This is a genomic window from Arsukibacterium indicum, from assembly GCF_019100565.1.
GTDB lineage: Bacteria > Pseudomonadota > Gammaproteobacteria > Enterobacterales > Alteromonadaceae > Alishewanella > Alishewanella indicum.
In genome coordinates this window covers 161147-176699 of record NZ_JAHRID010000009.1, presented here as the reverse complement: position 1 = coordinate 176699, position 15553 = coordinate 161147, and the positions used below count along the sequence as shown (strand labels likewise).

Sequence of the window (15553 nt, the reverse complement as noted above, 5' to 3'; positions counted from 1 at the left end):
ACGGCGGATTAAGCGATGACAGCAATTGAGACAAACAGCAGCGGCAAGGTAAAAATGACAGCGCGCGATGTCAGGGTTTTTTACGGCGACAATGAAGCAATTCATGGCGTTGATCTTGATGTCATTGAAAATGAAGTGATTGCTTTTATCGGCCCGTCTGGTTGCGGCAAGTCGACTTTTTTACGCTGCCTGAACCGGATGAACGACACTATCGATATCTGTCGGGTAACGGGCAGTATTAAAATGGATGGGCGCGACATTTATGATCCATCGCTGGATGTGGTGCAATTGCGGGCGCAGGTTGGCATGGTGTTCCAGAAACCAAACCCGTTTCCAAAATCTATTTACGAAAATATTGCTTATGGTCCGCGTCTGCACGGCCTGGCCAGTCGCAAATCCGAGCTGGACGACGTGGTCGAATCCAGTTTACGTCGTGCCGGCCTCTGGAACGAAGTCAAAGACCGGCTGGACCAGCCGGGTACCGGATTGTCTGGTGGCCAGCAGCAACGGTTATGTATTGCCCGCAGCATTGCCGTCAGCCCCGACGTCATTTTGATGGACGAACCCTGTTCAGCGCTGGACCCGATCGCTACCTCGATTATTGAAGAGCTGATAGACGAGCTGAAGCAAAACTTTACTATCGTTATCGTTACCCACAATATGCAGCAGGCAGCGAGGGTGTCAGATCGCACTGCGTTTTTCCATCTGGGCGATTTAATCGAAATTGGTGCCACTAACGAGGTGTTTACCAACCCGAAGAATAAGCGGACTGAAGATTACATTACCGGCCGCTACGGTTAAGCGGCAACCGGTTCAAACTTAAAAAAGGAGCTTTGGCTCCTTTTTTAATGCTTTTTTGCAATTAGTACTGGCTATCTGCTTAATTTGATAAATACTTTTGCTAGAAGAATATGGCTGGCGCAGGCTATTGCAGTCATAAAATCATCATTTTAAAGTCATAAAAGTGCCACGTTGTCATTTAACTGTCATTTAGCTGAAATATAATCAGCAAGAAATTTAGGTTTATCTTTAACTTATAACAGGAATTACCATGAATTCACTGAGCAAAATCACTGTTGCATTACTTTCGGCTTCGATTACCGGGAATGTTTTAGCGGCAGATATTGAAGTAAAACCGCGCGGTCGGCTGCACCTTGATGCCGGATTTTATAACGATGACCAAACAACCTTTGGTAATGGGGTGAATGTTCGTCGAGGCAGAATGGGATTGCAAGGCACAATTTCACCGGACTGGCGTTTTGTTATCGAATATGATTTTGCTGAAGGAGGCGATGCCAGTGCAGCAGACGTAAACCTTCGGACTAAACTGGCCGGCGGGACTGTTACCATCGGCCATCAGCGGGTACCATTCAGTCTTAATACCCTGACCAGTTCCAATTCTATTACCTTTATGGAACGCTCAAGTGCTTCAACAGTCATTACACCTGATCGTAAATTAGGTGTTCGCTTTGACAAAACTTTTGGCAACATTACCTCTGAGTCTATGGCGTTTGGCCGCACCATGAATACAGAGAGTGATGCCGGTAAAGATGACAGCATGGGGCTGGCTCAGCGCCTGGTTTATCACCCGAAGGTAGATGATGTGCAGTACCATTTGGGTGCGGCGGTGGTGTATCAGGATCTGGGCGACTACAACACGCTGCGGTTACGCGACCGGCCTGAACTGCGCATTGATCCAGCTATCCGGTTAATTGACACTGGAACACTGAACGAAGTTGATAGCCTTACCCGTGCAGGATTGGAGTTTGCCGCAATAAAAGGCGTATGGTCTGTTGAAGCAGAACTTTTATCGTTACAAACTTCATCTGCGATACAGGATGTTAGCTTCAGTGGCTATCACATGCAGGTAAGTTATGTAGTTACCGGTGAATCTCGTTCTTATAAAAACGGGTTATTCAGTGGTATTAAACCCAGCTCTGCTTCGGGCGCAATTGAAGTTGCCGCACGCTATTCAGTAACCGATCTGAACGACGGTGCTGTATTCGGTGGTGAGCAGAAAAACCTGACTCTGGGGCTGAATTACTATATGAACAGCAATATCCGGTTTATGGGCAATATTGTATTCAGCGACATTGATACCTCTTCTGCTGTCAGCGAAGAGCCTATCGGCTTTGGTATCAGAGCACAGTATAATTTTTAAATTCTGAGTGTTGCAGTAAAAACCCGGTAAGCCGGGTTTTTTTTCATCTGTAACCTGAAGACTGACGTATATATCAGGCATAAATGGCTAGCATTTAATCCTTGGTGAAAAAACGATGTACCGAAACCGTTTATTAATATCTTTTGGTTTGTTGGTTATGTTTTGTATTGTCCAGGCAGTAGCCGCATTCTGGAGCTCTGGTATTGCAGCCTACCATGTGGAACGCGGCAGAGTATCTAACCAGATGCTGGCTGAATTTATTGCTTTGGGAGCAGATAAGCAGCGATTGAAAGTGTGGCTGGCGCAATATTTACTGACCAACGATGCGCCACTGGCAGAACGTGACAAACTGCTGGCACAGATGGAGCTCAGTCTTAGCAATTTGCAAGCTTTGTTGGTAAATGATCAACAGTTATCTGACGATGAACAGGATCATCATGAAGTCAATCGCCAGGTCAGAGCGTTGTCGATTCTTGAAACGAATATTTTTGCATTGAAGCGAAGCTTGCTTGAGAAAGAAACCATTACCCTTAGCGAGGCAGAAATTTGGCGATTGCTGATCCAGACCTTTGACAAACTGGAGGGCCTGGATTTAAAAAGCCTGATAGCAGAGGCTATCGAACTGCAACGGCAACGGGCCGCAAAGGCAGAGGCTGCTGCTGTAAATGCACTGTCGAAAGTCAGAACCATAGTCATGTCATTGGCCGTCTTTGGCAGCTTAACAGCGGTACTATTGGCGTTGCTTTTACTAAAGGCGCTTTATTTACCAATAACTCGATTATTGGAGGGTACATCAGCCGTCGCGACTGGTAATTTTACCCACAGAATAGCCGAACTGGATGATAGAGAATTCAGAAACGTCGCGACCAGTTTTAACACCATGTCCGCGGCTCTTGAAGAGGCCAGACAAGCAGAGCTTCGTCACACGCTGGAAATTGAACAGGAAGTCTCGTCGCGTACAGCGCAGCTTAAGCATGCGCTGGAACAGTTAAAACAGGCAGAAGCCCAGCAGAAGCAGTTTTTTGCAGATGTCAGTCATGAATTACGGACACCGGCCACGGCGATTCGTGGCGAGGCAGAAATAGGATTGAGAGGTAAAGAAAAATCAGCTGACGAATACAAAGAAACATTAAAACGTATTCTGGATGCCAGTGCCGCGTTGTCAGGCCGGATTGATGATCTGCTGATGCTGATCCGCGGCGAAAACAGCATGACATTGCTCGATGTAAAAATGGTTCCATTGATTGAGCTGGCAACTGAGCTGGTTGGGCGGGCCCGCCGAGAAGCAAAAGTACAGGGACGGGAATTACGCCTGCATTTTGACGATACAATAGAAATGTCTGAGCACAGAATCCAGGCCGATACTGGTAAGTTACTACAGGTGTGGCAGATTCTGTTCGACAACGCGGTGCGTTACTCGCCGGCTAACTCAGCGTTAGATATGGTGGTATGCATTACAGATAATCAGTTTGAATTCAGCATCACCGATTATGGCATTGGAATAGCAGACTATGAATTAAATAATGTTTTTGATCGTTATTACCGTGCGGATAATGCCCGTAAGCTTCGTCCCGATGGTCTTGGTATTGGATTATCGCTGGCTAAATATCTGATAGAACAGCATCAGGGAAGAATTCAAGTTAAAAGTAATTTAAATCAAGGAACTACAATGACTGTCAAAATCCGTGTGGAGGCTGCACCATCATGAGCATTGTGATAATTGAAGATGACGTTCGTGTCTCCAGCTTTCTTGAGCGCGGATTAAGAAGCGAAGGGTTTCTGGTACAAACCTGTGCTGATGGCAAGGATGCCGTAGACCTGGTTTTGCAAGTGCAGCCTGCGGTCATTATTCTTGACAGAATGTTACCCAATGTTGATGGTATCGCGCTCTGTACTCTTATGCGTGCCAAAGGAGTGCTGGCAAAAATTCTTATTTTATCAGCCCTTAATGAGGTGCAGGACAGAGTGCTGGGGTTAAATAGCGGCGCTGATGATTACTTGGGTAAACCATTCGCATTTGAAGAGTTATTAGCAAGAATTCAAGTATTGTCGAAAAGGGATTTATCGTCGCATGTTGACAATATTATTAATTTCGGTGAGCTTGAGTACGACAAATCTTCATTGCAAGTCAGACGGGCAGGAAAAGTTATTAAACTTACTGCCAAAGAGCTGCAAGTACTGGAGTTTTTATTATCTCAGCCTGGAAAGGTATTCAGCCGCGAGCGCATTCTTGCCAACGTGTGGGGAATGAATACTGACCCTTTGACCAACGTAGTGGATGTTTACGTCAGAAGGCTGCGCAGGAAAATTGATGATGATTTCAATGCTAAATATATTCAAACGTTTCGCGGTATAGGCTATAGCTTATCAGCGGACGCTTTGCCGGCTTCTTAAGGGTTTAATTGTCATGTTCTGTTCATCTTAATTAGCCGCTACAGTTAATCTTTCCGTCAGGATTAATTTTACCTGAATAAGTCATCATTACCTTGCTGATTAATGAAGTGAGGTGTTTATGAAACTAGCTCTAAATAAAGTAACGTTATGTGCCGCCGCAGTATTGTTTTCATCTGCTGCATTTGCTGAAAAAGTTGTAAATAACAGTATTACGCTTGCAGAAGTAAAAGCAGCTCAGCAAGCTTGGGGCGAGGCGCTGATAAATATCAGTAACACGCACGAGCAAAAAGGCGCTGCGGCTGCCAAAGCTTTAGCAAAACAAGTGCTGGATGCTGCTTATGGTTACAATATGGGCGCCGTATTATTTAAACCAACGCTGGCAAACGGCGAGCAAACCTTTCGAACTACCTATGATGGCGCCTTGTCTTATTTTGTTGCCGGTGACAAAAACTTCGCTCAGGATGGCGGCTTTGCCTTGAAAGGCTGGAAAAAATATGAATATGAAAACGCAGGCGTTTATTTAAACGGCGACCTGGCGTTAACTATGGGCCATGTTCATGTTACCGACAAAGCTGGCAATACCACTACTGTCGATAAAACCTGGGGCTTTAAGAAAGACGCCGAAGGTAAGCTTCGTATAGTTCTCCATCACTCGTCATTGCCTTACGCGGCAAACTGACCTGTCTACCCCTTTTCGTTTGAAAAGGGGTTTTTTTTAATTTTTCCTGAGAATTAATGATGATTGAAAACAAGAAAACCTTGATTGCTTTCGCTGTTATTAGCTTTTCTGCGTTTAACGCTCAGGCGCAGTGGTCTGTAAATGTTGGGCCTATTACTGTGGCTCCCGATGCCAGTAGCAGTAACCTTAACGTGGTTGAGCAGGTGGCGGCATTGCCCTCGGGGTCTACCTCAGTTACGGTAAATGACAACACTCAGCTTGGTATTACTGTTGATTACTCCTTTAATCGGTACTGGTCGGCCAGCGTGGTGGCTGCGACACCTTTTTCGCATAATATTCGTGTTGCCGGTTCAGCAATAGATGGCCTGGCAATTGGCGATACAAAACACTTACCGCCTACCATATTTGCCCGTTTCTATCCGCTAACTTCAACGACTGATTTTATGCCCTTTATTGGTGTTGGCATCAATTACACGCATTTTTTCCAGGAGTCAGTTTCCGATGAACTGCGACAGGCGCTGACTGACCTTGGTGTTGCAAATACACAAGACACTTTATCACTGAATTTAGACGCCAGCTTTGGGTTAGCTTATCAGGCTGGCTTCGACTGGCGGATAAACCAGCAGTGGGGCGTGCATCTTATGTTTAGCATGATTGATATCGAAACGGATGCTGAAGTGAGATTAAATAATACAGCAATACAGAAAGTTAACGTTCAGATAGACCCTTTGGTCAGTATGTTAGGCGTTAAATATTATTTTTAAACTAAAAAAGGCCACCGTAATCATACGGTGGCCTTTGCCGTTTGCATTGCTAATATCTGTAAGAAAAGCTTAAACTATAGCTCTGTCCTTCAGTCCGTTGCTGCAGAATTTCACCCTGTTGCAGAATTTCTACGTCTTCATCCAATAAGTTTTTCAGACCAAGTTTTACCGTCATATTTTCCAGCGGCGTATAACCGTAAGTGAAATCCAGTGAATTAAACGGCTGCTCAAAGGCATCATCTTTGTCGTTAACACCAGCAAAGGCAATCCGCTTACCAAATACGTTATAGGTAAGGGTGGCATTATGCTTGTTGTCGTCAGAGTCAAAACCCAGTTGCAGGTTAGCAACATACTTAGAGTGGCCGCTTAAACCCCGGGTCAGGTTGGTTAAATCGGCGCCCGGGAAGGGTTGAATGCTGATTTCAGACTCACTGACTGTCAGGTTGCCGGCTAAAAAGAAGTTATTGGCAAATTTACCGAACTCGCCGCTGAACATATCCAGTTGCTGTAAAAATTCAGCTTCCGCACCATACACCTTGCCGCTTTGGGCATTACGGAATGACATCAGCAAGTTACCATCGGAACCAGACAGTTCGATAGCCTCTATCGGGTTTTCCAGATCTTTGTAAAACAAGCCAAAGCTGTAATTACTGGTATCGTAGTACCATTCTAAGCGGGCATCAAAACTGCCAATGTCGGTGCTTTTCAGGCCGGCAAAACCGGTTACTTTAAAGTCGGTTAACGGGTCAACGTATAATACCGGGGTCACTTCCCGTAAGTCTGGCCGTACTACCGTTTTACTGTAGCCAAAGCGGGCTTGTAAATCGTCATTAACAAACCAGGTTAATGACAGCGCCGGGTAAAAACCGTCTTCCAGTAATACTGAATCAGTGACATTGCCGCTGACGTTGCCATCAGCACCCAAGGGTAACGAGATTTGTTTAAAATCTTCGTATCGCACACCAATGTTTAACCGTAGCAAGTAGTCGTAGTTAATTTCCAGTGCGCCGTAGCCGGCATCAATCATCTGCGCTGCCAGATAGTCATCGGCCTGAGTGGTAACGTTGGAAATTTTAAAGCGATTAGCCGGGTTTAAAATATTACTATCAGAGAAAATTTCCGAGAAGCTACCCGACAGTTGCTCCAGGCTGAAACCCACGGTATCAAAGTTAAAACGATCGGTCTGGGCATTCCGGCTGCGCTCAAAGTAACTGTAGCCACCGCTGAAGGTTATTTCGGCTTTGCCCAGGGTCAGTGGTAATGTCGCATTCCAGCTGAGGTTTTCAGTGTTATCTTTCATATCACTGAAACTGTAGTTTACGGCATTCTGGTTGCGGCGTAAAAACGAGAACACCGAACCATCATCCTGAGTCTCATTCAGGTAACGATACTCCACTTCACCCGGTGCATTGCGCCGTGCTTTAGCGTCGGTATATTGCCAGTCTACTGCCAGGTCCATTAAGAACGGAAAGTTATGCTTACCACGCAACTGATTGCTCAGCTTGGTGCGCTCTTCATATAAAATGCTGGTATCGGTATTAGAACGGTTAGTCTCGTTAATGGTTTCGATACTGTCGCCGTTTTTAATTTTTATTTCATCTTTGGTGTCGCTCAGGTAAATGGTCGAGGTTTCCAGCCGGTGATCCACCCCCAGCTCTAAACCAAAGTTCAGCATGCCTGACAGTTTTACCTGATGTTCAGTGCCTTTGATATCATCGTAACGATTCAGCGGTACCAGGTTATCGCCCGATACTGAATAGTAGCGTTCACGCTCTTCAATATTCTGAGTGGATCTGTCGTAGCTAAGGCCGGTCATTACCCCGAAAACCACATTTTTGGTCAGGTCGAAGCGGGTGCCAAACGAGGCACTGGCGTCGAAATCTGGTTTAACTGTAGTGCGGCTGATATCAATATCGCGGTTAAACGCAGTACCCAGCTCGCGCACTATTGTTTCAGCCTGTGCCAGATTGCCGGCGTTGATACCGCCTAAGGCTTCGGCAATATTAATTGGGGTAAGAATGCCATATTGTTGCTGGGCGCTGGCAAGCTCGGCAGAAATGCTGCGCTGGCCATCGTCTTTACCGCGCCAGTCATCACCCCCACCGGCATACTCAAAACCATCATCGCTGTTCAGGCTGTTATAGCCGGTACCCACTGAGACATTAAAACTGGTTTGCAGTGGAATTGCAGTGGTGCGAATATTAACATTACCACCACCAAAGGCCGCCGGCAGCTCTGGTGAGTAGGCTTTTTGTACTACTAAACTTTCGATAATACCGGCCGGAAACATGTCCAGCGGAATAACATTACGGGTAGGGTCCGGGCTTGGCACCATGGCACCATTTAGTAAGGTACTGGAATAACGTTCACCTAAACCGCGAACATAAATAAACTTATCTTTTACCAGGGTTAAGCCGGTAACCCGGCGCAGGGCGGCTGCAGCATTGCTGTCACCGGCCCGGGAGATTTGTTCCATACCGAGTACTTCTGCTACATAGGCTTGCTCTCGACGTTCTGCAGCAGCAGAGGCAGCAGAGCTCATCAGGCGGCCGGATACAGCAATGCGTTCTACTTCTTCCTGCCCGGCTTGAGTGGGTTCTGGCGTTTCTTGTGCAATGGTATTTAACGACATCATCGCAGTGGTCGTGCCTAAGGCCAGTAGTACACTGCGGCCAACACGGCTGAAACTAAATTTTTGAATGCTGCTCATCTGAACGTTGTCCTATCAGCTTAAAACGGTTACTAGTCTTGGTGTATCGATAGTCTGAATAAGAAAAGGCACTGCCGGGTTGCCCCGGCAGTGCCGATTTGCTTAGTCGTCTAAGCCAACTGTCCAGCCAGCAGTCCAGTCATTACCCGCTTCAACAGCACCGACAAAGTCCACTGCTTCAAAGAAACTATCAAGCGCAGACATATCTTTTGGTGCGGTGGCGTCAATGGTAAAGATACCGTCTAAAACCGCAGCCTGGTTCGCTGCCACACTATTGCCTTCCTGGCCCAGGAACCACTGTTCAGTGGTAGTACCGTTACCCAGGTCGCCTTTGAATGGTTCGGCACAGGCAATGACAGAGTGGGTCATGGTTAATGAACCGGCCGCTGCCAGCGCTTTGGTTTCGTCTGAATCAAATTCCAGACATTCGCCCATGGTCTCAGGGCCGGTGATAACGAAGTTAGCCAGCTGAGCATTGGTGCCGGCGCGCAGTAATACGCCTTCTGAGTCATCGTCACCGTCAAAGCTGTTACCAATAATGGTCATGTTGGCGATGGTTGGGTTTGATACCGGCGTGGCGGTGAAATTACCAGACTGGTTATCTGCTTCAATACCACGGTTAGCTTTGGCACCATCGGCAGCATGTTTAACCAGCACGAATTGCAGTTTACCGTTCCAGCCATCTGCCCAGTCTACTGAGTCATCACCGTTAGCGGTTAACACCACGTTTTTACAGCTGACGCTGCCGCCGAACATTTCGATACCGTCATCCACATTCTGGTGTACCTGAATGTTTGAGCACTGAGTACCTGAGCCCACGCCGGCAAAGGTGATACCGTTTAATTCGTTATCCGGGATAACTTCAAAACCGGCATGTTTAACCACTACATAATTTAAAGTACCGCTGTTATCGTCTGCGTCTGCACCACCGTATGGGCCGGCTTCACCCTCTGCCTGAATTTCACAGCTGGCTAAATCCGCCTGGTTACATTTGTTGCTTGGCGCGTTGCCCAGTAGTACTAAACCACCCCACTGACCAGCTGCGGTTGGCGAACCGATAATGTCCTGCACTGAGGTCATGACGATAGGGTTGGCAGCGGTACCATTGGCCTCAATTTTTGAGCCGCGGGTAACCACCAGGAAGTCAGCACCTGATTTTCCGTAAATGCGCACACCTGGCTCAACGGTCAGGGTGGCGGAGGTGGTTTTATCAACCCCAATCCGCACCCGGCCACTTAACACATAATCAGCACCCGCAGCCAGGGTCACGTTAGCTGTTATGTCACCAGTTAACTGGCAGTTTAAGCGGCCTGATAAGCTGTTAACTTCACTGGTGCCAGCAGGGCAGGCAGCTAAATCATCTTCCGGGTGAAGGCCAACCGTCCAGCCTACCGTCCAGTCGTTTTCACCATCAAAGGCACCAATGTAATCGACATTGTCAAACCAGCTGTCAACGTTGTTAGCTACGTTATAACCATTGCCAAGCGCAGGAGAATTCGGCGCAGGGATATAGCCGCCCAGTAAGGCATCACCAATAATGTTGCCCGGCTGAGCGCGGAACCAGGCATTGGCATCCAGCGTGACGTTACCCGCGTCATCTGTAGAGTTTTTGGTTGGCTCTGCACAGTCTAGAATAGAATTGCGGAAGATAATTTCGCCATTACCGGCGTTAGTTACCGATTCAGCAGAGTTTATTTCAAAGCACTCACCCATACCTGCCGGGCCGGTGACAATAAAGTTGTACAACTCGCCGGCAGTACCGGCGCGCAGTAATACGCCTTCTGAATCATCCTCACCATCGAAGTTATTGCCAATGATGGTCATGTTAGCAATCCGCGGCTTGGATACCGGTTCAGCGGTAAAGTTACCTGACTGGTTGTCGGCTTCAATACCACGGTTTGCTTTAGTATTATTAGGGTTATGACGCACTAACACGTGCTGCATCCGGCCAGTCCAGCCATCTGCCCAGTCCAGCGAATCGTCACGGTTGCCTGTCAGTACCACGTATTTGGCGTCTACCGTACCGCCAAAGAATTCCACGCCGTCATCTAAATTGTTATGTACCTGAATATACTCAACTTCAGTTCCGCGACCAACGCCGGCAAAAGTGATACCGTTTAATTCGTTGTCCGGGATAACTTCAAAACCGGCATAGCGCACCTGCACGTACTTAAGAGCGCCGCTGTCATCTTCCGGATCAGCACCGCCGTAGGGGCCGGCTTCACCTTCTGCCTGAATTTCGCAGCTGGCAAGTGCAGCCTGGTCACATTTGTTGCTTGGTGCGTTGCCCAGTAATACTAAGCCACCCCATTCTGCTGAAGATTCATTATCTGACAAGCCAAGCATGTCATTTACTGACGTCATAATGATAGGTGCGTCGACGGTACCGACAGCCTGGATTTTTGAACCCCGGGCAATGACCAGATAGTCGGCGCCACTTTTACCAAACACAAATGTACCTGGCTCAATGGTCAGGGTAGCGCTGTCAGCGTTGTCGTTACCTACCGTTACTTTACCGCTTAATGACCAGGCAATATCATTGCTCAGGCGGGTGTCGCTGGTAATGGTGCCGCTGATTTCACATACTGGCAGGTCAACGCCGGCCAGGCTGTCGCCTTCAGTTGCAAATGCCGGGCAATCAGAAGTCACCGGTGGAGGAGTACCACCGCCGCCGCCATTGCCGCCACCGTTGTTATTGCCACCAGCATTAACTACCAAGTCGCCACCGCAGCCGGCCAATATTAATGCAGACGCGATTGCGCTTAGTTTTAACAGTTTGCGTAAAGCCATTACCATCTCTCCGTTGAGTTGTTGTAGGTGTTGCCAATCAAGTTGCAGGCACCCTACAGCAGACGAATGACGCTTTTATTACAGTAATGCGACGCCTAAGTTACAGTGTGGGCAAGTGCCACCGGGCTTTGGTCTGGTGCCAGAACTGTCAAAAAAAATTCATTTTACTGTCATGCAACTACCGCAAGCGTGAGGTTTAAATATTGTGATGATTGTTACTAAGTTGTTCTGGTTGGTGCGGGTTTTGTGGCGAACCAAGATTAACCTCGTGTTTTCATAAAAATGTCATAAACTGCAGTAATACTAGGTAACAGAGACAGTTAGAACCGTCCGGTAGTAACGCCGGCTAACAGAATGTGGTGAACCCTATGGCAAGAAAGATCCTGGTGGTGGAAGATGAAGCCCCGATCCGCGATATGTTGTGCTTTGTACTGGAACAAAATGGTTATCAGGCTATAACGGCCGAGGACTTCCCAAGCGCGGTGAACCAACTGATTGAACCTTATCCGGATTTGGTGCTGCTGGACTGGATGATCCCGGGAGGCAGCGGTATTCAGTTTGCTAAGAAAATGAAGCAACACGATCTGACCCGAAATATTCCGATAATCATGATCACTGCCCGCGGTGAGGAAGAAGACAAAGTACGCGGCCTGGAAGTGGGGGCTGATGATTATGTCACCAAGCCGTTTTCACCGAAGGAGCTGATGGCCCGGATTAAAGCAGTTATTCGCCGGGTTTCGCCAACCAGCCTGGATGAGATTATTGAAGTGCAGGGGCTCAAACTCGACCCGGTAGCACACCGGGTCATGGCAGAACAGCAGCCATTGGATATGGGGCCAACTGAGTTTCGGTTACTGCATTTTTTTATGACCCACCAGGAACGGGTTTACAGCCGCGAGCAGTTGCTGGACCATGTCTGGGGCACTAATGTTTACGTGGAAGATCGAACAGTCGATGTGCATATTCGTCGCTTACGCAAAGCGATTTCTGTGGCAGGGCATGATAAGCTGGTGCAAACTGTGCGGGGCTCAGGCTATCGCTTTTCTGCTAAGTAGGTTTTATGCGGCCACAGCTTTCTAAAGGGAAGATTTTCAGCAAAGTCTTCCTTTTTTTCGCCCTGGCGGGGCTACTGGGCTGGCCATTTGGCCAGAGCATGCTGTTTATGTTATTGCTCAGTTTTTACTTGCTGGCGTCAAACTATAAACACCTGTTTTTAATTACCAAGTGGTTGTGGCATGACAGAAAGCTTACCCCGCCGGAAGGCAAAGGCTTCTGGCAACAAATTTTCGACGGCATTTATTACCAGCAGAGGCGGGAGCGCAGAAAGCGCAAAGAACTGCGTAATCTTGTAAGGCGTTTCCGTGATGGTGCCGAGGCGTTACCCGAAGCAGTAGTGGTACTGACCAGCGACTGGACTATTGTCTGGTGTAACAAGCTGGCTCAGATGCTGGTGGGGCTGCGCTGGCCCAGTGACGAAGGCCAGCGGATTGATAATTTAGTTCGAAACCCGGAATTTCAAAGTTTTTTAAAGCAGAAGCAGTTTCAGCAGCCGCTGGAGATCAGTGCCAGCGGCAACAATAGCCTGGTATTGGAATGCAAGATGATGCCTTATGGCAGTGAACAGTACCTGCTGATTATCCGTGACATTACCCAGTTAAAACAGCTGGAGCAAATTCGCAAAGATTTCGTCGCAAATGTCTCACATGAGTTGCGTACACCGCTAACCGTGCTGCAGGGATACCTGGAGGTGATCGATGCGGAGCGTTTGCCTGATCCGGCCATGTGGCAAAAAGCCCATACGGTGATGCTGGAGCAAACCCGGCGGATGGATGGTTTAGTGCAGCAATTATTGACCTTGTCGCGGATTGAAGCCTCGGCCCGGGTCCAGTTTGATGATGAAGTGGATGTACCGGCTATGCTGGCTTCGCTGGAGCAGGAAGCGCAGGCGCTTAACCGGGAAAAACAGCATACTATCATTTTTCATATTGAAGAAGACTTAAAAGTTACCGGCGTGACTGAAGAGCTGCGTAGCGCGTTCTCTAACCTGGTAACCAATGCGATTAAATACACTCCGGCGGGAGGCGAGATCGCCGTCAGCTGGCAGCGCCAGCATCAACGGGCGGTATTTGCAGTAAATGATACCGGCGAGGGCATAGCGCCACATCATGTTAAACGTTTAACCGAGCGGTTTTACCGGGTGGATCAGGCGCGGGCGCGTAATACTGGTGGTACCGGCCTGGGTTTAGCCATTGTTAAGCACGTTTTATCCCGCCATAACAGCCAGTTAATGATTTTTAGCGAGCCTGGTCGTGGCAGCAGTTTCTCATTTACCATACCCGCCGAACTGGTGCTGGGCAATAATAAAACCGCGCCACTTAAAAAAGCTAAATTTAAAGTAAAATAGTATTATTGATGTTTGGCGGCCAGTCGCTGCACTACTGCTGTGATGTGTGCTGTGATGTGGTTTGCGGGTAAGGATAATTCGCCTCCAGATTTTTCCTGGCGGCGATAAGGTTAAACCAAAACTGCTCGATTAGCTGGGTATTCTGTGCATAGGAGTCAGGGTTGAATACGATATGCCAGTTTTTAACCAGTAAATTGTCGTCGCTGACGTCAATCTTGTCGGTAAGGCCGAGCCGTTGCAAATGATAGCTACCAATCATTCGTTCAACACTATACCCGTCCAGTTTGCCGCCTGCGACCATTTTAAAGCCTTCGTCCTGCTTAAATTTGTAGGGACTAAGCCAACCTTGATGCTGCAGCCAGTCTTCGACGATATAACCTAATGGTGCGCTGATACCAAACTTTGGTTGATACTGAGCCAGGGTAAAACCTTTATCTTTTGAGTGAAATACCGGGTATTCTGCCCGCCATAAATAACGCTGTGACTGCTCTGTTCCGCTTTGCTGATCGGGAAAACGGTACTGCAATGCCCGTTCAGGTGACCAAATCATTGCTAAGGTGGCATTAACCTGGTTATTTTGTACCATTTTCTGGCACCTTAGCCATGGCGCCTGTTGGTATTGCAGGCGAATGGCAAGTGGTGCTGCCGCCGCATTTAACATTTCAACCAGAAACCCTTCCGGTTGGCTGTCATCGCTACCGGCACTGATAAATGGCGCCATGCCAGAACCTTCGTAGCACACCGAAAACACAGTGTTGGCCTGGCTGAACCAGGACCATAACAATAGTAGCAGCACAGTACAGATTTTCATAACACCAAACTCGTTATATCGGCGGGCTATTTACCGCCGGTGGTGGTAACAAAAAGTTACATTTAGCCTAAGTATTACATTCAAATAAAATAGTGCAAAGCGTGCCAGATCGCGTGAGTGGGCTTGCGGACCACCTAAGATAATAAAAAAACTATCTGAGTAAGGAATATCATAGCTGCTGGTAAGTGAACTTAACTGGCCAGCTCTGAATAACTTCATCTTTTGCTGTGTCAGGCCCGTGTTAAGAGATTGATTAGCTCTGCATTACGAAAGCAATCTTGATGATGGTCGTTTACCATACCGCAGGCCTGCATATGAGCATAAATAATGGTTGAACCGACAAACTTAAAACCGCGTTTTTTTAAATCTTTGCTAAAGGCGTCCGATTCCGGGCTGGTGGCCCGAAAATCTGCCGGGCTGGCGATACTGTTTTGCTGTGGCTTGCCGCCGACAAATTGCCATTGGTAGTTACTGAAGCTACCAAACTCGGCCTGCACCTCTAAAAAGCGTGCGGCATTATTAATAGCAGCCGCAATCTTTAACCGGTTGCGGATAATGCCTGGGTTTTGCAGTAGTTCAGCGGCTCTAGCATCATCGAAGGCTGCCACCTGCACCGGGTCAAAGTTGGCAAAAGCAGCCCGGTAATTGTCGCGCTTTTTTAGCACCGTATACCAGCTAAGACCAGCCTGTGCTGCTTCCAGAGTCAGGAATTCAAATAGTTTATTATCGTCATGTACCGGTACGCCCCATTCGGTATCATGATAGGTGACATAATCGGGTTTGCTTAAGTCAACCCAGCTGCAACGGCATGGCTCATTGCTTTTTAGTTCTGTGCTCATT

12 protein-coding genes are annotated in these 15553 nt (G+C 47.7%); 8 read left to right on the top strand and 4 right to left on the bottom strand.

The window, feature by feature from the left end; translation table 11 throughout:
- Positions 1–15: 15 nt before the first annotated feature.
- From pstB to KQY15_RS17005, 6 genes are all read left to right on the top strand, one after another.
- Entirely contained in the window at positions 16–801 is a 786-nt protein-coding gene (gene pstB / locus KQY15_RS17030) for a phosphate ABC transporter ATP-binding protein PstB (RefSeq protein ID WP_217671110.1), read from the top strand.
- A 250-nt stretch (positions 802–1051) separates the two neighbouring features.
- Positions 1052–2161 carry an OprO/OprP family phosphate-selective porin gene (locus KQY15_RS17025; RefSeq protein WP_217671109.1) on the top strand — a complete coding sequence of 370 codons (1110 nt, stop codon included), beginning with the start codon at positions 1052–1054 and terminating at the stop codon, positions 2159–2161.
- Positions 2162–2276: 115 nt separating this feature from the next.
- Entirely contained in the window at positions 2277–3869 is a 1593-nt protein-coding gene (locus KQY15_RS17020; RefSeq protein WP_217671108.1) for a sensor histidine kinase, read from the top strand.
- Positions 3866–4555: a response regulator transcription factor gene (locus tag KQY15_RS17015; RefSeq protein WP_217671107.1), complete on the top strand. Its 690-nt coding sequence runs from the start codon at positions 3866–3868 to the stop codon at positions 4553–4555. Before KQY15_RS17020 ends, KQY15_RS17015 begins: the two co-directional genes overlap by 4 nt.
- A gap of 118 nt (positions 4556–4673) precedes the next feature.
- Positions 4674–5234: a metal-independent carbonic anhydrase family protein gene (locus tag KQY15_RS17010; protein WP_217671106.1), complete on the top strand. Its 561-nt coding sequence runs from the start codon at positions 4674–4676 to the stop codon at positions 5232–5234.
- A gap of 56 nt (positions 5235–5290) precedes the next feature.
- The gene (locus KQY15_RS17005) at positions 5291–5998 is read left to right on the top strand and encodes an OmpW/AlkL family protein (protein WP_254795788.1); all 708 of its coding nucleotides are present in this window, start codon (positions 5291–5293) and stop codon (positions 5996–5998) included.
- A 49-nt stretch (positions 5999–6047) separates the two neighbouring features.
- Here the strand turns inward: KQY15_RS17005 and KQY15_RS17000 are convergent, their stop codons facing one another.
- Together KQY15_RS17000 and KQY15_RS16995 are read right to left on the bottom strand one after the other, a co-directional pair.
- On the bottom strand, positions 6048–8708 hold the full coding sequence (locus KQY15_RS17000) for a TonB-dependent receptor domain-containing protein (protein ID WP_217671105.1): 2661 nt from the start codon (positions 8706–8708) through the stop codon (positions 6048–6050).
- Positions 8709–8810: 102 nt separating this feature from the next.
- Positions 8811–11498, bottom strand: coding sequence for a beta-helix domain-containing protein (locus KQY15_RS16995; RefSeq protein ID WP_217671104.1), 2688 nt, complete (start codon positions 11496–11498; stop codon positions 8811–8813).
- A 368-nt stretch (positions 11499–11866) separates the two neighbouring features.
- Here KQY15_RS16995 and phoB point away from each other — a divergent pair, with 368 nt between their 5' ends.
- Both phoB and phoR read left to right on the top strand, forming a co-directional pair.
- A complete protein-coding gene (phoB, locus tag KQY15_RS16990; RefSeq protein ID WP_217671103.1) occupies positions 11867–12553 on the top strand; it encodes a phosphate regulon transcriptional regulator PhoB in 687 nt (228 codons plus the stop codon).
- Positions 12554–12558: 5 nt separating this feature from the next.
- Positions 12559–13902, top strand: coding sequence for a phosphate regulon sensor histidine kinase PhoR (phoR, locus tag KQY15_RS16985; protein ID WP_217671102.1), 1344 nt, complete (start codon positions 12559–12561; stop codon positions 13900–13902).
- A gap of 31 nt (positions 13903–13933) precedes the next feature.
- On the opposite strand, the gene KQY15_RS16980 is transcribed toward phoR, so the two are convergent.
- Both KQY15_RS16980 and KQY15_RS16975 read right to left on the bottom strand, forming a co-directional pair.
- Positions 13934–14713 (bottom strand): substrate-binding periplasmic protein, encoded by a 780-nt coding sequence (locus tag KQY15_RS16980; RefSeq protein WP_217671101.1) that lies wholly within the window; start codon positions 14711–14713, stop codon positions 13934–13936.
- A gap of 230 nt (positions 14714–14943) precedes the next feature.
- Positions 14944–15552 (bottom strand): DNA-3-methyladenine glycosylase I, encoded by a 609-nt coding sequence (locus KQY15_RS16975; protein WP_217671100.1) that lies wholly within the window; start codon positions 15550–15552, stop codon positions 14944–14946.
- Position 15553 lies beyond the last annotated feature (1 nt).